We start from the raw sequence: 18645 nt of genomic DNA, 5'->3' as shown, positions 1-18645 counted from the left end.
CCGGGCGTCGGCGGCGATACTGGGACGCCCGGGCGGCCAGATCACGCAGGCGCCGTTCCAGCTCACCAAGGTCGGCTGACCTGACCTGGCCGCAACTCTCTTGTTGCACCCGGCAACCTACGGTACCGTAACCTACGGAACCGTAGGTTACCGGGAGGGCTACCCATGGACGCACAAGCGGCTGTGTTGCATGAATTGGAACCCGTCGTCGCGCAGAACATCGACCGCCATCTGTCGGTCGCGCGGGAATGGTTCCCGCACGACTATGTCCCGTGGGGCCGTGGACGTGATTTCGCATTTCTGGGCGGGGAGGACTGGCGGCCGGAGGATTCGCCCCTCGATCCCGTCGCCAAGGTCGCCATGACGGTGAATCTTCTCACCGAGGACAACCTGCCGTCCTATCACCGCGAGATCGCCACCCGGTTCACCCGCGACGGCGCATGGGGCACCTGGGTCGGGCAGTGGACCGCGGAGGAAGGTCGCCACAGCATCGCCCTGCGCGACTATCTGGTGGTCACTCGGGGCGTCGATCCCGTTGTGCTGGAACGCCTTCGGATGGAGCACACCGTCGCGGGCTACGACGCGGGCGACAAGTCGCCGTTGGCCGTGCTGGCCTACGTATCGTTCCAGGAGTTGGCCACCCGCATCTCGCACCGCAACACCGGCCGGGCATCAGGTTGCCCGCTCGCCGACCAGCTGCTGGCCCGCATCGCGGCCGACGAGAACCTGCACATGGTCTTCTACCGCAACCTGATGGGCGCCGCCCTCGATATCGATCCCGACGCCGCGATGGTGGCCATCCGCGACGAGGCGATCAATTTCGCAATGCCCGGCCAAGGTCTGACCGACTTCGCCAAGAACGCCGTCACCATCGCCAAAGCGGGGATCTACGACCTGCGCATCCATCACGACGACGTGCTGGTGCCGGTCCTGCGCTTCTGGAACGTGTTCGACCGCAACGACTTTGGCCCAGTTGGAGAAAAGGCCCGCGAGGAACTGATCGGGTTCTTGGGCCTGGTCGACGAACGCGCGCGGTACTACGAGGAGAAGGCCGAGCGCCGCGTTTCGGCGTAGCGCCGAAGCTGTAGTTATCGACGAAAAGTCCGAGGCGGATTCAAGGTTTGGTTGCAACAGTAGATTCTGTCGGCGGTGAGAGTAGTCGGTTGAGGACTTCGGCGGGGCTGTCCCAGTCGAAGCGTTTGCGTGGTCGTTCGTTGAGTTCGTCGGCGACCTCGGCAAGGTAGGCCGCAGAGTGCACTGATAGGTCGGTGCCTTTCGGAAAGTATTGGCGTGCCAAGCCATTGGTGTTTTCGTTGCTGCCGCGTTGCCACGGGGAATGTGGATCGCAGAAGAATACGTCGATGTCGGCGTCGATGCTGACCCGGCTGTGCTGGTGCATTTTGATGCCCTGATCCCACGTCAGCGACCGACGTAGCGCTTCGGGCAGGGTTTGGATGATCTGGGTCAAGGCGTCGGCGACGGTGGCGGCGTCGCGGCGTTGGGGTAGGTGCACGAACTGGACGAATCCGCTAGAGCGCTCCACGAGGGTGCCGATCTGGGAGGCTTGGTCCTTGCCAATAATCAGGTCGCCTTCCCAGTGCCCGGGCACGGCGCGGTCGTTGGCTTCGGCGGGACGCTCACTGATGTTGACCATGCCCTGGATGTGTCCACGGCCATCGGCCTGGCGGCGGTTGCGGGGTTTGCGCAGTGTGCGCCCGGTCCGCAGACATTTGGTCAGCTCGCGTCGTAGTTCGCCGCGTCCTTGCACGTAGAGGGCCTTATAGATGGTTTCGTGGGACACCAGCATCTCCGGGCGATCGGGATAGGTCTTGGCTAACCGTCCCGCGATCTGAGCAGGGCTGAACTTCTTGGTCAACAGCCTTTGTACTTCATCACTCAACGCCGGGCAGCGGCCGATCTTGCCGGTCTTGGGCCGGCGGGCTCGCGCTTCGCTGCGTTGTTGGGCCAGCACCGCTGAATACCCCGACTTGGCGTCCCAGCCGCCGCGGTTGGCGCCGAAGCGATGCAACGCCCGGTATCGGCCCGTCAAACCCCGCGCGCTGCCGTTGCGTTCGATCTCGCGCATGATCGTCGCCGGGGCGCGCCCCAACCGGCGCGCGATCGAGCGAATCGACTCTCCGGCCGACGTGCCGATCATGATCTGCTCACGCTCAGCGTGTGTCAGCCTTGGGCGTTTGACCCCGCGGGGTTGCTGCAACTGTGGATTCACACCGCCACATTGGCGAAACCACAAACCTCCAGTGCCTGCCGACACGCCCACCGTGATCCCAGCATCACCAGGCGTCATCCCAGCGGACACCAACTCCCAAAACCACACCTGAACCGACAACAACGGACTCCGCGGCATCAACACTCCAATCACGAAGTGTTGCAATCACCTCTTGAAGCCAACCGAGTAACGGTGTCGATAACTACAGGCTCGCCGACAGTGCCGGCCTAGCGCTTACCCGGTGGGCGTGCGCCCCTGGCGATGCCAAGACCCTTCACCGGCGGTGCGTCGGCCTCGGGCTCCTCGGCCTTGGGCTCAGGCGCTGCGGCGGGCTCAGGCTCGGCAGCCGGTGCCGCAGCTGCAGCCGGCGCCGCAGCCGGGGCCTTCTTGGCGCCCGGTCGACGGGCGCCGGCGGCGATACCCAGGCCCTTGACTTCCGGCTCGGCCTTGGCCGGCGCCTCCGCCGCGGGGGCGTCTGCGGCCGGTGCCGCGACCGGTGCTTCAGCCGCAGGGGCGGCTGCCTTCTTGGCGCCGGGTCGCTTTGCGCCCGCGGCGATACCCAGGCCCTTGACGGGAGCTTCGGCGGCGGGGGCCGCTGCTTCCGCGGCGGGTGCCTCCGCCGCGGGGGCGGCTGCCTTCTTGGCGCCGGGTCGCTTTGCGCCCGCGGCCATTCCGAGTCCCTTGACCGGCGCGGCGGCGGGGGCCTCGGCAGCAGGAGCTGCGGGTGCGGCGGCGGCCGGCTCGGCAGCCTTCTTGGCGCCGGGACGCTTGGCTCCGCCGGCGATACCCAGACCCTTGACCGGCTGGGCTTCCTTGGCCGGTGCGGCCGGCGCAGACGGTGCGGCCGCCTCGGCGGCGGGAGCCTCGGCCTCTGCCTCGGGTGCCGGGGGCGCCTGAGCCGGTGCCGCGGCCGCGGCAGCTTCGGCTTCGCGTGCGGCGGTGCCCTTTTCGGGCAGCGTGACCGTGCTGAGGTCCAGCGAGCCCAGCAGCAGCTGCGCGACGTCGAGCACCTCGACCTTCTCGATATCGCGCGCGGCGGCGACCTCGTCGACGCCGTCGGTGATCATGACCCGGCAGAAGGGGCAGCCGGTGGCGACCTTGGAGGCGCCGGTGTCGATGGCCTCCTCGGTGCGTTCGGTGTTGACGCGCTTGCCGATGTGCTCTTCCATCCACATCCGCGCGCCGCCGGCGCCGCAACACAGGCCGCGGTCGGCGTGGCGGGGCATCTCGGTCAGCTTCGCGCCGGATGCGCCGATCAGCTCACGCGGTGCGTCGTAGACCTTGTTGTGCCGGCCGAGGTAGCAGGGGTCGTGGTAGGTGATGTCCTGCCCGACGGGCTTGACCGAGACCAGCTTCTTGTCCCGCACCAGGCGGTTGAGCAGCTGCGTGTGGTGCAGCACCGTGAAATTGCCGCCCACTTGCGGGTATTCGCGGCCCAGTGTGTTGAAGCAGTGCGGGCAGGTGACGACGATCTTGCGGTCGACCCGCTCCACACCTTCGAACAGATCGTTGAGGGTCTCGACGTTCTGCGCGGCCAGCTGCTGGAACAGGAATTCGTTGCCCGAGCGCCGCGCCGAGTCGCCGGTGCAGGTTTCGCCGGTGCCCAGCACCAGAAACTTCACGCCCGCGACCGCCAGCAGCTCGGCGACGGCCTTGGTGGTCTTCTTGGCCCGGTCCTCGTAGGCGCCTGCGCAGCCGACCCAGAACAGGTACTCGAAGCCGGCGAAGCTCTCGACGTCCTGGCCGAACACCGGGACGTCGAAGTCGACCTCGTCGATCCAGTTCGTCCGGTCGGAGGCGTTCTGCCCCCAGGGGTTGCCCTTGTTCTCCAGGTTCTTGAACAGCACGCCGAGTTCGGAGGGGAACTCGGACTCCATCATCACCTGGTAGCGACGCATGTCGACGATGTGGTCGATGTGCTCGATGTCCACCGGGCACTGCTCGACGCAGGCACCGCAGGTGGTGCAGGACCACAGCACGTCAGGGTCGATGACGCCGCCCTGCTCCAGGGTGCCGACCAGCGGACGCGTGGCCTGCTCCGGGCCGGAACCCATCACACGCTCGAAACCGGATTCCGGAACGGCGTGATGCTCGTCGTGCTTGGTCTCGAGGAAACCGCCCTCGGTTGAGACGAGCTGTTCGGCCTCGTTCTCGCCGTCGGGCATCGGCTTACCGCCGATGATGTAGGGCGCCTTCGCGAACAGGTGGTCGCGCAGGTTCATGATCACGAGCTTGGGAGACAACGGCTTTCCGGTGTTCCACGCCGGACATTGCGACTGGCAGCGACCACACTCGGTACAGGTGGTGAAGTCGAGGTAGCCCTTCCAGGTGAAGTCCTCGATCTTGCCGCGGCCGAGCACGGCATCCTCGGCGGGATCCTCGAAGTTGATCGGCTCGCCCTTGTACTCGACCGGGAGCAGCGGGCCCAGTGCGTTCGGCAGTCGCTTGAACGTGACGTTGATCGGTGCCAGGCCGATGTGCAGGTGCTTGGAGTGCAACACGATCAGCAGGAACGCCAGCATGACGCCGATGTGAGCCAACAGCGCGATGGTTTCGATCCAGATATTGGCGGTGTCACCCAGCGGCCTCAGCAGGACGGCCATCCCGTCGGAGAAGAAGGCTCCGCTCTGATACGGGAAGTGCTCCTTGAGGACGTTGACAGCGGCACCGCGGAAGATGGCGAAGGTGAGGATGACCAGGAAGATCATGAACAGGATCAGCCAGGCACCGCCGGTGTGCGAGCCGTAGAACCGCGAATCGCGACCGTAATCCTTGGGCTCGGAGCGCAGCCGAATGATGGCGAAGACGATGATGCCGACAAGCACCGCGGCCGCGAAGAAGTCCTGAAGGAAGCCCAGTGCCGGCCAGCGGCCGACGAGCGGAATGTGAAATTCAGGGTTGAACAGAACGCCATACGCCTCGAGATACACGCTGGCGAGAATGAAAAAGCCCCACATGGTGAAGAAATGCGCGAGGCCCGGGATCGACCATTTCAGCAGCTTCTTCTGACCGAAGACTTCGGTGAATTGCGCCTTGATCCGATCGGGGATGTCGTCCTTGCGCCCGCTCTCGTCGCTGACCGGCTGACCTGACCGAATCAGCTTGGTCAGAAACTGCACACGGCGTGCGGCGAACACCAGCACGATCGCGGTGGCCAACAGGCCAACCACCAGCCTGCCCCAGTCGAGAGCGGTCACGGACTGCCTCCCTGTCGTAAGTTACCCAATGGTAACTTAGTGCAAGTTACCGACCGGTAACTTTACTCCAATCCAGCTCATAGTTGCATCCCGGCCATTAGCCTCGCTACAAAGGCTGACCTAACTTGCGGCAGGAGTGGCCGAGGTCTCAGCCCTCCGGCGTCACAATGGCCCGCAACATCGACAGCATTTCCGAGCGGGATTCCGCGCCGAGCCGGCGGCGAATGCGTGCGACGTGGTGTTCGACGGTCTTGGCGGAGATGAACAGCTGCGCGCCGATATCGCGGTAGGGCATGCCCAGCAACAAGAGCTCGGCCACCTCACGCTCGCGGTCCGACAGCGGCGACGACATCGGCCGGGCACCGGCAGAGGCGGACCCGCCGGACTCGGGTGCCTGCGGTTGGCCGTCGTCCGCGCTGTCGCCCACCGACAGCTTCAGATCACGCGCCACCTGCAGCATCCACCCGGACACCTTGGGGTCGGAGGTCTGCAGCGCCGCTTGCCCCGCCAGCCGGGTGGCATCCGCGGTGAGACCGAACTGGGCCAGGCCCCGCGCTGCGGTACCCACCTCGTCGGCGTCGACCTGCCCGGCGAGCACCCGCAGCCAGGTCCGTCCGGCCACCGCCAGCGCCTTGGCGAACGGGCTGTGGGCGGCGGCCGCCGACAGCGCCTGCCCGTGCGGGGCGACCGCAGCGGGGTCGCCTGCCAGGATGCCGGCATGCACGCCCGCCCAGTGCAGGGGCACCGACCAGGTGAGTGGAGTGCCCAGCGAGTCGAGCAACCCGAATGCCTGCTCGAGCGCGGGCGCCAGCCGGTCCTGCTGGCCGATCCGCGCTGACGCCACCCATAGCTCGCCCAACGGCAGCAGGGAGAACAGGTCGACCGAGTATTCGACCAACACCTCCATGGCCGCATACCAATGCTTCTGCAGCGCGCCGGCGTCGCCGCCGCGTCGCGCCAACGCGGTTCGCAGCGCCGCCGTCCACAGCGCATCCCGGCGATACTGGCCGTCGATCCCGGTGATGTCGGAGGCGGCGGCAGCCAGCTGGCCGTCCTGCATCTTGGTCCACGCCAGCAGCAACCGGTGCCGATGCCCATAGAGCGCGGCATCGCTGTCCCGGTCGGTGCGCACCGCCCTGGCGATCACGCTGCGCGCGCGGACCGGATCGCCGCCGTGCAGCGCCGCCAGCGTGACCAACGCCGCGGGGCTGTCGGGCAGTACCTGTGCGGCCGAATACTCGGCCGCCATGGCCGCACCGAGTTTGACCGCCGCGGTGGCGTACGGCGCCTGCAACGTCGCCAGCAGGCCCTCGGCCAGACTGCGTGCCGCGCGCGAGGCAGCGGTCGGCGGGCCGGCGCTGTCGACGGCCAGTGCGCGTTCGGCCGCAGTGGCGTCGCCGGTCGCGGTCAATGCGATCGCCGCTGCGGCACTGACCGCGGCATCGGGGTAGGGCCCCAGCCAGCCGAACAGGTCGCCGGCCTGTGCCGAGTTCCCGTTGTGCATGGCCACGCTCGCCGCGATCCGCACGGCTGCCGCGCGCTCGGCGAGGTCCTCGGACGTGAGCAGATCGTCGGCCTCGGTGGCCGCATCCGAACACTCCCCGGCCAGGGCCAGTGAATCAGCCAGCTGCGCACGTAGTTCCACCGCGCCGGCGTCGACCGCGGCACGGTAGAGCTGTGCCGACGATGCCGGGTCGGTTCGGCTGCCGGCCGCCTGGCGCCGCAAGACGTCGGCCAGTTGCTCGTCGCGCACACCGTGCTCGGCCAGCCGCAGCGCGAGATCCGGTGAGAGCGTGGACATCGCGATCTGCGAGCGCAGAAGTGCGGTTTCGATGTCGTGATGTCGTGCGGTGCCCAGGATCTGCGCCGTCGCGCGGTGCACCGAGCGCAGGAAGTGCGGGCTGTGCGCCGGCTCGACCAGTCCGGTGGCTCGGGCCCGATCGATCAGCAGCCTGGCCTCGTCGGCTGGAATATCCAGTGCCGCAGCCAGATCTGCTGCACCCAGGTCGCGGCTGAGGGAGGCGATCAAGAGTGCGTCGAGCTCGGGTTCGCCGAGCCGGCGTAACCGCTCGATGAGGGCGAACACCGCGGCTTGGGTGATGGACCCCGCCGAGTAGGGCCGTGCGGACGCCAGCGCCGCGTCGACCAGAAACGGGATGCCCGCCGTCGCGACGAGGATGTTGCTCACCAACTCGGAGCGGGGCGGATGTCCGGACGGATCGGTCATCATCCGGGACAGTTCGCCAGAGGACATCGGCGCCAAGGTGATTCGAGGCTGTTGGCGCTCGATCGTAGTGATCAGCGCCTGTAGATCCTCGTTGTGGTCGCGCGGCTGGACCGCCACGACAACCGTCGAGGACGGCTCACCGGCCAGCTCAGTGAGCAGACGTAACTCGTTGTCTGTCAAGAGGTGTGCGTCGTCGACCACTACGGCGGCGGCCGCGGGGTCGCCGGCTGCGGGCGGGCGGGTCAGGACGGCGGAACCGGCGTTGCGCAGGGTATCTCGGGCCGCAGCCAGGAGCGTGCTCTTTCCGCTGCCGATGCCACCGGTCACGAGAAGCTTCACCGGCGCCGACCCCAGCGCGCCGACCGCATCTCTGGCGGACTGCGAAAGATTCTGTACCGGAATCGGATCGGCCACTGGCACTCAGTTGGTCGGCGGTGCGGTCACGCCGGTGAGAACTGCTTGCGTCGTGGTGGGCGGTGGGGCGACGGTGGTGGTGGGCGGGGCCACCGTCGTCGTCGGGGGCTGAGTCGTTGTCGTCGGCGGCTGCGCGGTCGTGGTCGGGGGCTGCGTGGTCGTGGTCGGGGGCTGAGTGGTCGTGGTGGTGGTGGTGGTCGGCGGAGTCGTGGTTGTGGTGGTTGTCGTCGTCGTGGTGGTGGTCGTGGTTGTCGTCGTGGTCGACGGGGTGGTCGTGGTTGTCGTTGTGGTCGACGGCGTCGTCGTCGGCACGACGGTGGTGGTCGCGGGAATCGTCGACTCGGTCGGGACCCCGTCCGAACCGGTGACCGTAACCGTCTGCGGCGGTATGACACTCGTGACCGAGGGCTGCTCGCCGGGCTTCGTCACCCGGGTGGTCGTCGTAGTGGGCGTGCTGTCGGCACTGGTCAACGTGATCGCCAGCCCGCCGACCGCCACCGCCGCGAGGGCCGCGGCGATGCCGAACAGCAGCGGCGGGCGCCGGTACCACGGCACCGGCGCGTCGACCAGTTCGGTCTCGGCGGTCTCCTGCTCGAACTCGATCATCGGGCGTTGGCCGGTGGCGCCCTGCGCCTGCTGGGCGTAATCGAAGGTGTAGTCCTCACCCGAATACGGCACCGGTTCCGCGCCGGGCACATCGTCCTGCGACCACGCCAGTGCGCGGAACGTCGCCGACGGTGAGCCGTCAGTCGCCGATTCCGTGGCGGCAGCGCCGGCCGTCCCGGCCGCCCAAGCCGCCGGGGCCAGCCCGGTCGGCGCGTCAGCGGCGGCAACCGCCATGCCGGTCGGTGCATCCGGTGCGCCGCCGCGCGCGGCAATCACCGCGGAGCCGATCGCCGCGTTCAGCCCGGCCAGGGGCGTGGTGATCACCGGAACCCGCAGTTCCTCGGAAAGTCGTTGGGTGAGAAGCGGTATCGCCGCACCGCCGCCGACAGTGGCGACCGCGGACAGGTTGACCGCCGGAATCCTGTTGCGTTCCAGCGCATCCCCGAGCGCATCGAGGAATCCCGCGAGCGGCTCGGCGATCAGGGCTTCCAATTCGGGTCGGGTCACCCGGATATCGGAGCGGAAGCCAGGCAGGTCGGCAGGCACCACCGTGGCGGTCTCCGAGGACAGCCGCTCCTTGGCCTGCCGGCATTCATCTCGAAGCCGGGTCAGGGCGCCGACCGCGTTGGTGCTGGCCGGATCGAGATCGGCGGAGTCGCGGATACCCGCGAGCACCTGGGTCAGCAGTGCCTGATCGATCTGATCGCCGGAGAACTCGGCGAAACGCACTGTCTCGCCGATCTGCTGAAGGTTCGCACCGGCATCGGCCAGCGTGATGTTGGCGCCGCTGCCGCCGAAGTCGCACAACGCGATCACGCCGTGCGCGGGCAGTCCCGGATCGGCTTGCAGGGCGGCCAGCGCGGCGGTCGCATCCGAGATCAGCGTCGGCGGCACACCGCCCGGCGACAGGGCGGGCCGGGTGCGCAGCGCACCGCGCAGCGATCCGACCGCTCCCGGGCCCCAATACGCCGGCACGGCGACCACCAGGCTGGACGGCGGCGAGCCGTCATCGACCGTGCGGGCCATCGCTTCGAGCGCCTCCGCGATCAGGTCATCGCTGCGATGCGGCGACCCGTCGGCGGCCACCAGCGGCACCGGGTCACCCACTCGCTCGACGAACCCGCGGAACACCTGGCCGGCCTCAGTGAGGTTCGGGCTGGTCAACTCCGGATTCTGGGACGGGACCCCGACTTCGGCGGGCCGGTTGCCCCACAACGTGAGCACCGATCGACGGGTCACCGGCTGCCGGCCCGGGCGGGCCGCACCCAGGTTGGTCGCGCCGATCGACAACCCCAGCGATTCGCTCAATTCGCACATCCCTTCGCCGCCGCGTCGGCGGGCGGCCTTCACCATATCCCCTAATGACGCCGGAACCCCTAAGGCCACACCCCCTAACGGTGCCGCGGATCGGGTGGCTTCGACACCGATCACGGCGACCCCGTCCGCCGATAACATTCTTGGCAGCAGCTGGGATTCCACTGTGACTATCGGCGGTAGGGGAGAAGGCGTTCCATGGCAAACTCGTTGCTCGACTTCGTGATGTCGCTCGTGCGGGATCCCGACGCCGCCGCGCGGTATGCCGCCGACCCGGCCGGCGCCATCGCCGATGCGCATCTGCCCGACGTGACCAGCGCCGACGTCAATAACCTGATTCCGATGGTGGCAGACTCGCTGAACGGTCCGGTATCGGCAGGTGGCTTCGGGCCGATGGCCGGTGCGGGCGGGGACGGCAACGTATGGGCGAGTGGGGCTGCGACGGCCGCATTCGACGCGTTCGATGCGTTCGACGCTCACCTGCCTGCCGCCGTGTCCGACTCGCACCCGGTGATCACCGAGGTCGCCCAGCATGCCGGCCTCGACCCGGCAGTGATCACCGATCCGGGATTCGACTCCGCGGTGACGGCCCTTCCGGACACGTTGACGCAGGTCACCGATGTTGCATTCGAGCACGATCCAGGTGCCGACGCCGGCACGGACTGGAGCGACCACACCACCTTCGACCACACGCACGTCGACGACACCCACGGCACCCACGACCCCGGCTTCGACCTGTTCTGAGACCCCTCCCGCGAAACCCCACGTCAGTTGTGACGTGGGGTTTCTTCATCTCCACTGGCCGCCCTAGGGATCCCCTATGCCCCTAGGAGAGCGCCCCTAGTGATCCCTAGTAGGGGCTTGGTGAAGAGGGGTTTCGACCCCGTTTTCGGCTGACGACGGCGTCCATAACGTGGTCTCCAGATCGCCGGACAGGCCGGCGAGCACCTGGACTGAAAGGTCTCGACCATGCTCACTCTCCTTGACTGGATCCTCGACCTGTTCCGCAACGAAGACGCCGCCCGCGCGTTCGTCAACGCTCCGGAGCAGACGATGCGCGACGCCGGCTTTGCCGGTGTGTCGGCCGCTCAGGTCTCGACCGTCGCAGCCACCGCGGTCCCGGGCCTGGTGCTCGGCGGCGGCGACCCGATCGTCGGGCTGCAGCGCGCAGTGTCCAACAATTACGGCTTCGCCCCGGCCTACGAGCCGACGTTCCAGCCGGTGTACGCACCGTCGCCGACGTTCGCTCCGCAGACCGACACCTCGCTGCTGAGCCCGGACCAGAATGCCGGCGCCAACGCCCAGCAGGGTGCCTTCAACCTCGGCTTCGGCGATATCACCTTCGGCAACAAGACCACCAACACGGCCACCGACGGCGGCGTGGTCGTCGACGGGAACAACCACGGCGACATCGTCAGCGGTGACGGCGCGGTGCTGGGCAACGGCAACGACGTCAACAACGGCGATGTGCTGGCCGGCGCCGGATCGAACGTTGCGGTGGGGCACAGCCACATCCACGACAACGGCACCACCGCCACCGGCGGCAGCACCGTGATCAAGGACAACGGCGCACCTGTCTTCAACGACGTCGACGCCAGTGGCGGCAACGGCGGCGGAGCGTCGGCCGGTGGCAGCCTGATCGGCCTCGGTGGTGGACACGCCTCGGGTGGCAACGCCGGTGGTGGCGGTATCACCATCATCGACAGCCAGACGTCGACCAACAGCGCCAATCACGCCAGCTCGCCGGTCTACACCCAGACCGACACCCACGCGACGACCACGGTCACCGACCACTCCGACAACTCGGTGCACTCGGTCGTCGACAGCTCGACCCACGAGTCCAGCCACACCTCGCTGGACGCCAGCCACGACACCACCCTGGTCAACAGCCACCTCGACGCCAGCCACGACCTGGCGCTCGCATCAGGCAATCACCTGCTGGGTTTCTGAGGAAGGGACGGCGGGGATCTCCACCAGTGTGTGGAGGTCCCCGCCGCTCGACTGCGCCTACGGTGTTAAACGCGAGTATTGGGAGGGCATGTGACGCAACCGGAGGACCCGCGCCGGGTCAAAGTGATCGTCGAGCTGATCGATCACACCAGCGCTATCGCCGACCTCAACGACCGTGGCGATCTGGTGACGCGGCTGGCCATCGCCAAGGAGCGCATCACCGACCCGCAGATCCGCGTGGTCATCGCCGGCCAGCTCAAGCAGGGCAAGAGCCAGCTGCTCAACTCGCTGCTCAACATGCCGGTGGCCCGCGTCGGTGACGACGAGACCACCGCACTGGTGACCGTGATCAGCTATGCCGACCAGCCGTCGGCCCGGTTGATCGTCTCGGTGGGAGAAGGGGTTCCGCCGCAGGAGATCGACATCCCGATCGACGACATCCGGCACGACCTGCGCCGCGCGCCGCAGGCCCAGGGCCGGGAAGTGTTGCGTGTCGAGGTCGGTGCGCCCAGCCCGCTGCTCAAGGGCGGCCTGGCATTCATCGACACACCCGGCGTCGGCGGGCACGGCCAGCCGCATCTGTCGTCGACTCTCGGGTTGCTGCCCGACGCCGACGCGATGCTGATGATCAGTGACACCAGCCAGGAGTTCACCGAACCGGAGATGCGGTTCATCCGCCAGGCGCACGAGATCTGCCCGACGGGCGCGATCGTGGCCACCAAGACCGACCTGTATCCGTTCTGGCGCGAGATCGTCGCGACCAACGCCGGCCATCTGCAGCGGGCCGGCCTTGCGCTGCCGGTCATTCCGGCGTCGTCGCTGCTGCGCAGCCACGCCATCGAGCTCAACGACTCCGAACTCAACGACGAGTCGAACTTCCCGGCGATCGTCGCCTTCCTCTCCGAGAAGGTGCTGTCCCGGGAGAGCGACCAGGTGCGCGATCATGTGGTCGCTGAAATCCGTTCGGCAGCAGAACATCTCAGCATGGCGGTGAACTCGGAGCTGGCGGCTCTGAGTGATCCCGACGAGGCGCGCAAGCTCACCGAGGACCTGGAACGGCGCAAGCTGGAAGCCCAGGACGCACTGCAGCAGACCGCGCTGTGGCAACAGGTCCTCAACGACGGCATCGCGGATCTGACCGCCGACGTCGAACACGACCTGCGGGCCCGGTTCCGCGCCATCACCCAGCACATCGAGGGAGTCATCGACGACTGCGACCCCACCCAGCACTGGGCGGAGATCGGCGCGGAGGTCGAGGACAGCGTCGCCAACGCCGTCGGCGACAACTTCGTGTGGGCCTATCAGCGGGCCGAGGCGCTGGCCGAAGAGGTCGGCCGGACCTTCGTCGAAGCCGGCCTGAACGCCATCCAGATGCCGGAGGTGAGCGCGGCCGAGATGGGTGCCGGGGTGGGCCGGCTCAAATCGATGGCCCGTCTGGAAGCCAAGCCGATCGGCAAGGGCCACAAGGTGATCACCAGCATGCGAGGCTCGTACGGCGGTGTCTTGATGTTCGGCATGCTCACCTCGGTGGCGGGCCTGGGCATGTTCAACCCGCTGTCATTGGGGGCGGGCCTGCTGTTGGGGCGCAAAGCCTACAAGGAGGACATGGAGAACCGCATGATGCGGGTGCGCGGGGAGGCGAAGACGAACTTGCGCCGCTTCATCGACGACGTGCTGTTCGTCGTGTCCAAGGAATCGCGCGACCGGCTCAAGAATGTCCAGCGCCAGTTGCGCGACCACTACCGCGGCATCGCCAACCAGACCACCCGCTCGCTCAACGAGTCACTGCAGTCCACCATCGCCGCCGCGCGGATGGAGGAGGCCGACCGCAACAGCCGCATCCATGAACTCGAGCGACAGGTCAATATCCTGACGCAGGTCATCGACAACGCCGAAAAGCTCTCTCCCCGTGGTGCTATCGGCTAGGGCGGGTGGCACGCGGACCCGGCGGATTGGTGACGCGGGTCGGGAACGTGCCGGGGAAGGTCGGCGCCGTCCGCTCCGCCGGGGGGATGGTGGACTGGTCGCCGGTCGTGGTCGGCGTCCCGCTGGTGGTAGTGCTTTCGCCGGGCAGCCCGATATCGGTGGTAGACAGCCGCACCGGCGGATACGACGTGCTCGTCGAGCCCTTGGTGGTGCCGGCGACGTGCGGGGCCTCGGGCACATAGGTTCCGGGCGGTGGGACGGTCTCGGTCTCCGAGTTGCTCCACTTGCTCGACATCGTCACCACGGCGTAGACGAGAATCGCGATCAGCGCCAGCCCGAGCAGTCCCGCAGCGGACGTCGCGGCCGGGGTTCGGTACCACGGCGTGTTCTGCGGAGGCATGGCGGCTGATCCTAGCTGCGATGCGCGCAGCCCGCCGAACCGTAGACTCGTCGTTCGATGAGCACCAGCGATCAGGTTCGCGCGATCCTGGGCGGCACCCGTCGCGCGTACCAGGGTGAACCGGCGTACCGCGAGCGGCCCGACGTCTGGGGCGAGCTGGACCGCATTGCCGGGCGGCTCAACCAGCCGATCCGGATCGCCCTGGCCGGAACCCTCAAAGCCGGGAAATCCACCCTGGTCAACGCCCTGGTCGGGGAGAACATCGCGCCCACCGATGCCACCGAGGCCACCCGCATCGTCACCTGGTTCCGGAACGGCCCGATCCCGAAGGTGACCGCCAATCACGTGGGCGGGCGACGCTCCAATGTGCCGATCGCCCGCGATAGGGGTCTGACCTTCGACTTCGGCCGCCTTGACGCCGACGACATCGTCGACCTCGACGTGGAGTGGCCTGCCCCGGAGTTGATCGACGCCACCATCATCGACACGCCCGGCACGTCCTCGCTGTCGCGGGACGTCTCCGAACGCACGCTGCGCCTGCTGGTACCCGAGGACGGGGTGCCCCGCGTCGATGCGGTGGTCTTCCTGCTCCGTACGCTCAACGCCGCCGACATCGCCTTGCTCAAGCAGATCGGCGAGCTGGTCGGCGGGTCATCCGGGGCGCTCGGGGTGATCGGGGTGGCGTCGCGGGCCGACGAGATCGGCGCGGGACGCCTCGACGCGATGCTGTCGGCCAAGGACGTCGCGCAGCGATTCACCGCGGAGCTGGACCGGACCGGTATCTGCCAGGCGGTGGTGCCCGTCTCGGGTCTGCTGGCGCTGACCGCCCGCACGCTGCGGCAGAGCGAGTTCGCCGCACTGGAGAAGTTGGCGGCGGTCGACACCGCCGAGCTGAACAAGGCAATGCTCAGCGTGGATCGCTTTGTCCGCGAAGACAGTTCACTGCCGGTGGACGCCCAGACCCGGGCGCAGCTGCTGGACCGATTCGGCATGTTCGGGATCCGGATCTCCATTGCGGTATTACGTTCGGGGATAACCGATTCCGTCAGGCTGGCCGACGAGCTGCTGGAACGCAGCGGGCTGGTCGCACTGCGTGATGTGATCGACCAGCAGTTCGCTCAGCGATCCGAACTGCTCAAGGCGCATACCGCACTGGTGTCGCTGCGCCGGTTCGTGGAGCTGCACCCGATCACCGCGACGCCCTACATCATCGCCGACATCGACCCGCTGCTCGCCGATACCCACGCCTTCGAGGAACTCCGGCTGCTCAGCCAACTTCGTTCGCGCCCAACAACTCTGACCGAAGACGAGATGGTGTCCCTGCGCCGGATGATCGGCGGATCGGGAACCGATCCGGCCAGCCGGCTGGGGTTGGCCCCCGAAGCCCGAGACGACGGACCCCGCGCGGCCTTCGCCGCGGCTCAGCGCTGGCGCCGTCGTTCAGAACATCCGCTCAACGACCCGTTCACCACCAGGGCGTGTCGGGCCGCGGTGCGCAGCGCCGAAGCGCTGGTCGCGATGTACGCAGCCCGCTAGCCGCCCGGGCGCGGGAGCGGGAACGTCGGCATGAACTGCTCCCGGGTGGTGGGAGTCACCGTCTCGGTCACCGTGCTCACCGAGGTCGACACCGTCGTAGTGGTGCTTGTGCTTGTGCTGGTGCTCGTCGACGGGGCCGCGGTGGTCGTCGTCGTGGTCGGCGCCTCGGTCGTCGTCGTGGTGGTCGGGGCCTCCGATGTCGCGGTCGGGGACTGGGTCACCGTCTGGGTGACGCCGGGCTGGGGGACGACCGATGCCGACTGCTCCGCCGAGCTGGGGCTGGTCGGGGCCGTCGTTGTCGTGGTGGCCGGACCTGAGCCACCACTGCCGGTGAACTTCACGATCGCGTAGACGAGCAGAGCCAGGATGACCGCGGTCAGCACCCCGAGGCCGACGAGCGCCGCCGGCTTCCGGTACCACGGGGCGGGCTCAGGCGGCGGCGGGTGGTGGCCGTAACCGGTCGGTGCGCCGTAGGCGGGCTGCTGGTAATCGCTGTAGGCCTCGCCGCCGGTCGCGCCGTAGTTCGCGTACTGCGTCGGCTCGCTGTCGGAATAGTTGTTCGGGTCGTCTGAACCGTCACGTGCCATGGGTTCCGATGGTAGCCGTCAGCCTCCGCCGGGCTGGCCCGGGAAGGCCGGACGGTGGGTCGGGCGCACGCTGATCTGGGGCGGCCTGGTCTGCGGTGTGGTCACGTTCGGACGGTCGCTGTTGCCGCGCGGATATTGCGGGTATTGCGGCACCCAGGTGTTCTGCGTCTGCGCCGGGGTCTCCGGCGGCGGTGGTGGCGGCGGCGGTTCCGGCGGCGGTGAACTGGTCAAACCGGTGGTCGTCGGTTCGGTGGTCACGGTCGACGACGGGGCGTTCTTGGACCGGTCGGAATCGCCGGAATCCAGCGACACCAGCAGCACCGCGGCCACCAGGATCGCCACGACCGCCGCCCCGATGGCGCCCATCGCGAGCGTGGCCTGCTTCTTGCGGTACCAGGGCCGTTCCGGGAACCAGAATGCGTCGGGAGCGAACGGGTCGAAGCCCTCGTCGAGGTTGACCACGGGCAGTGCCGGGTCGGTCGGCGGATCCAGGTCCTCGCCGGGGGAGGTCGCGGGCGCCTCGGCTGGCAGCACTGACCCAGGGTACGGCTCCTCCGGATAGGGGCCGAACGGATCGCCGACGGTGACGGGCGCGGCGGCCTCGTCGATATCCCCGGCAGGGTCCTGCTTGCGCATGGCTACCTATGCTAAATGCCTTGCCAGGGCGGATGCAGTTTTCCGCAATCAGGCGAGTTGACGAACCACGTCGGTGGCGAACAATTCCAGGTGGTCAAGGTCGGACATGTCCAGCAGTTGGAGGTACACCCGCTGTACCCCTGCCTCGATGAAAGGTCCGAGCTGGTCGACGATTTCGGTGGGCGTGCCGACCAGCGGAGTGTTGGTGTGTAGCTCGTCGACCTCCCGCGAAATGGCGTCTGCCCGCCTGCTGATTTCGGCGTCGTTGCGCCCAGCGCACACCACGAACGCCGCCGAGTAGACGAAGTCGTCGGGATCGCGGCCGGCGTCCTGCAGCGCTGCCCGAACCCGGGCGTACTGCGGTGCGACGAAGTCGAAGGCCGGGAACGCCAGGTTGTATTCCGCGGCGAACTGCGCGGCCAGGGCCGGGGTGCGCTTGGCGCCGTTGCCGCCGATGATGATCGGCGGATGGGGGTTCTGCGCCGGTTTCGGCAGCGCGGGGGAGTCCTTGACGGTGTAGTAGGTGCCGTCGTAGTCGAAGGTCTGGCCGTCCGGGGTGGTCCACAGCCCGGTGATGATGTCGAGCTGTTCGTGCAACCGGTTGAATCGCTCACCGAGGGGCGGGAACGGGATCGCGTAAGCCAGGTGTTCCTCGTCGAACCAGCCCGCCCCGATCCCGAGGTCGACCCGGCCCGAGCTCATCGCATCCACCTGGGCCACCGAGATCGCCAGCGGCCCCGGATAGCGGAATGTGGCAGAGGTGACCAGCGTGCCGAGCCGGATGGTCGACGTCTCCCGAGCGATGCCGGCCAGCGTCACCCAGGAGTCGGTCGGTCCGGGCATCCCGTCACCGCTCATCGCGAGATAGTGGTCGGAACGGAAAAACGCGGAGTAGCCGAGGGATTCGGCGGCCTGAGCGACCGCGAGTTGGTCGGTGTAGCCGGCGCCTTGCTGAGGTTCGACGAAGACACGGAAGTCCATGGGAGCCAGCTTAGAAAACCTTGACCCCTTCGGTACTGATGAACAATCCATGGCCGGTGCCGTCGTTGGTGAACTGAGTGCCGTCGGGGCTGGCATCGATGGTCCAGCCGACTGCGTGATAGGTCGCGTAATCCAGCGGGGTGGTGGGGATGTCGCCGAGGTTTCCGGCGATCCATCGCACACTGCCGCTGGCGGTCACCTCGACGCCGTTGGCTGGCTCGCCGTTGACGACGGGCGGGTTGGTGAAGTCCGATTCGCAGCCGACCGTCTGGGAATTGAGCTGGCAGCGGGTCTGGCCCGACTTGGTTTCGATGTACACGTAGCCGCTGTCGCTGGGCGCCAGGTTCTGGCCGCCGCCCGGGTTGGGGACCGTGGTGGGGGTCGGGGTGGCCGGCGTCGTCGGCGTCGAGACGGTCGGCTTGCTGGTGGGAAAGCTCGGCTCGCCGCCCGGCCCGCAGCCGGGGCAGCGGGCCGCACCGTCGGTGGTGGTGCTGCACCCGGTCGCGGCGGCGCCCGCTGCCAGCAGCCACAGCACTGCAACACCGGCTTTCATGCCGTTGGATATCCGCACACCGAACTCCTGCCGTCGACTGCCAGGGTACGCATGCAGTGACGGAAGTGACTTGAGTGACTCGCGGGCT

The 18645-nt window shown here is 67.9% G+C and carries 14 protein-coding genes; 5 read left to right on the top strand and 9 right to left on the bottom strand.

From position 1 onward, the window contains the following. Nucleotides 1-165 precede the first annotated feature (165 nt). Nucleotides 166-1074 (top strand): acyl-ACP desaturase, encoded by a 909-nt coding sequence (locus HPC46_RS01875; RefSeq protein ID WP_179466501.1) that lies wholly within the window; start codon nucleotides 166-168, stop codon nucleotides 1072-1074. A 40-nt stretch (nucleotides 1075-1114) separates the two neighbouring features. Here HPC46_RS01875 and HPC46_RS01870 read toward each other — a convergent pair whose 3' ends face one another. The 4 genes from HPC46_RS01870 to HPC46_RS01855 all read right to left on the bottom strand — a co-directional run bounded on the left by HPC46_RS01870 (nucleotide 1115) and on the right by HPC46_RS01855 (nucleotide 9982). Continuing rightward, the gene (locus HPC46_RS01870; protein ID WP_218893529.1) at nucleotides 1115-2368 is read right to left on the bottom strand and encodes an IS30 family transposase; all 1254 of its coding nucleotides are present in this window, start codon (nucleotides 2366-2368) and stop codon (nucleotides 1115-1117) included. Nucleotides 2369-2457: 89 nt separating this feature from the next. Then, nucleotides 2458-5427, bottom strand: a complete 2970-nt coding sequence (locus HPC46_RS01865) for a (Fe-S)-binding protein (RefSeq protein ID WP_179466499.1) — start codon at nucleotides 5425-5427, stop codon at nucleotides 2458-2460. Between the two features lie 148 nt (nucleotides 5428-5575). Then, nucleotides 5576-8068: an isoniazid response ATPase/transcriptional regulator IniR gene (gene iniR / locus HPC46_RS01860; protein ID WP_179466498.1), complete on the bottom strand. Its 2493-nt coding sequence runs from the start codon at nucleotides 8066-8068 to the stop codon at nucleotides 5576-5578. Between the two features lie 6 nt (nucleotides 8069-8074). After that, a complete protein-coding gene (locus tag HPC46_RS01855; protein WP_179466497.1) occupies nucleotides 8075-9982 on the bottom strand; it encodes an Hsp70 family protein in 1908 nt (635 codons plus the stop codon). A 204-nt stretch (nucleotides 9983-10186) separates the two neighbouring features. Here HPC46_RS01855 and HPC46_RS01850 point away from each other — a divergent pair, with 204 nt between their 5' ends. From HPC46_RS01850 to HPC46_RS01840, 3 genes are all read left to right on the top strand, one after another. Further along, nucleotides 10187-10732 carry an Rv0340 family IniB-related protein gene (locus HPC46_RS01850; RefSeq protein WP_179466496.1) on the top strand — a complete coding sequence of 182 codons (546 nt, stop codon included), beginning with the start codon at nucleotides 10187-10189 and terminating at the stop codon, nucleotides 10730-10732. A gap of 225 nt (nucleotides 10733-10957) precedes the next feature. Then, nucleotides 10958-11938, top strand: a complete 981-nt coding sequence (locus tag HPC46_RS01845; protein WP_179466495.1) for an IniB N-terminal domain-containing protein — start codon at nucleotides 10958-10960, stop codon at nucleotides 11936-11938. A gap of 90 nt (nucleotides 11939-12028) precedes the next feature. Continuing rightward, entirely contained in the window at nucleotides 12029-13864 is a 1836-nt protein-coding gene (locus HPC46_RS01840) for a dynamin family protein (protein WP_179466494.1), read from the top strand. Here the strand turns inward: HPC46_RS01840 and HPC46_RS01835 are convergent. Then, nucleotides 13854-14264 (bottom strand): hypothetical protein, encoded by a 411-nt coding sequence (locus HPC46_RS01835; protein ID WP_179466493.1) that lies wholly within the window; start codon nucleotides 14262-14264, stop codon nucleotides 13854-13856. The genes HPC46_RS01840 and HPC46_RS01835 overlap by 11 nt on opposite strands. A 57-nt stretch (nucleotides 14265-14321) precedes the next feature. Between HPC46_RS01835 and HPC46_RS01830 the strand changes: the two genes are divergently transcribed. Continuing rightward, nucleotides 14322-15800: a dynamin family protein gene (locus HPC46_RS01830; RefSeq protein ID WP_179466492.1), complete on the top strand. Its 1479-nt coding sequence runs from the start codon at nucleotides 14322-14324 to the stop codon at nucleotides 15798-15800. Here HPC46_RS01830 and HPC46_RS01825 read toward each other — a convergent pair. From HPC46_RS01825 to HPC46_RS01810, 4 genes are read right to left on the bottom strand one after another with little or no spacing between them, the layout of a single operon-like run. Then, the gene (locus tag HPC46_RS01825; protein WP_179466491.1) at nucleotides 15797-16387 is read right to left on the bottom strand and encodes a hypothetical protein; all 591 of its coding nucleotides are present in this window, start codon (nucleotides 16385-16387) and stop codon (nucleotides 15797-15799) included. The two genes, HPC46_RS01830 and HPC46_RS01825, sit on opposite strands and share 4 nt — an antisense overlap. Before the next feature lie 18 nt (nucleotides 16388-16405). Then, nucleotides 16406-17023: a hypothetical protein gene (locus HPC46_RS01820; RefSeq protein WP_179466490.1), complete on the bottom strand. Its 618-nt coding sequence runs from the start codon at nucleotides 17021-17023 to the stop codon at nucleotides 16406-16408. Between the two features lie 48 nt (nucleotides 17024-17071). After that, on the bottom strand, nucleotides 17072-18004 hold the full coding sequence (locus HPC46_RS01815; RefSeq protein WP_179466489.1) for an LLM class F420-dependent oxidoreductase: 933 nt from the start codon (nucleotides 18002-18004) through the stop codon (nucleotides 17072-17074). A 10-nt stretch (nucleotides 18005-18014) separates the two neighbouring features. Next, nucleotides 18015-18557, bottom strand: a complete 543-nt coding sequence (locus tag HPC46_RS01810) for a hypothetical protein (RefSeq protein ID WP_179466534.1) — start codon at nucleotides 18555-18557, stop codon at nucleotides 18015-18017. Nucleotides 18558-18645: the final 88 nt, after the last annotated feature.

The organism is Mycolicibacterium vinylchloridicum, from assembly GCF_013404075.1.
Lineage (GTDB): Bacteria > Actinomycetota > Actinomycetes > Mycobacteriales > Mycobacteriaceae > Mycobacterium > Mycobacterium vinylchloridicum.
This window is presented reverse-complemented; position numbering and strand designations above follow the sequence as displayed.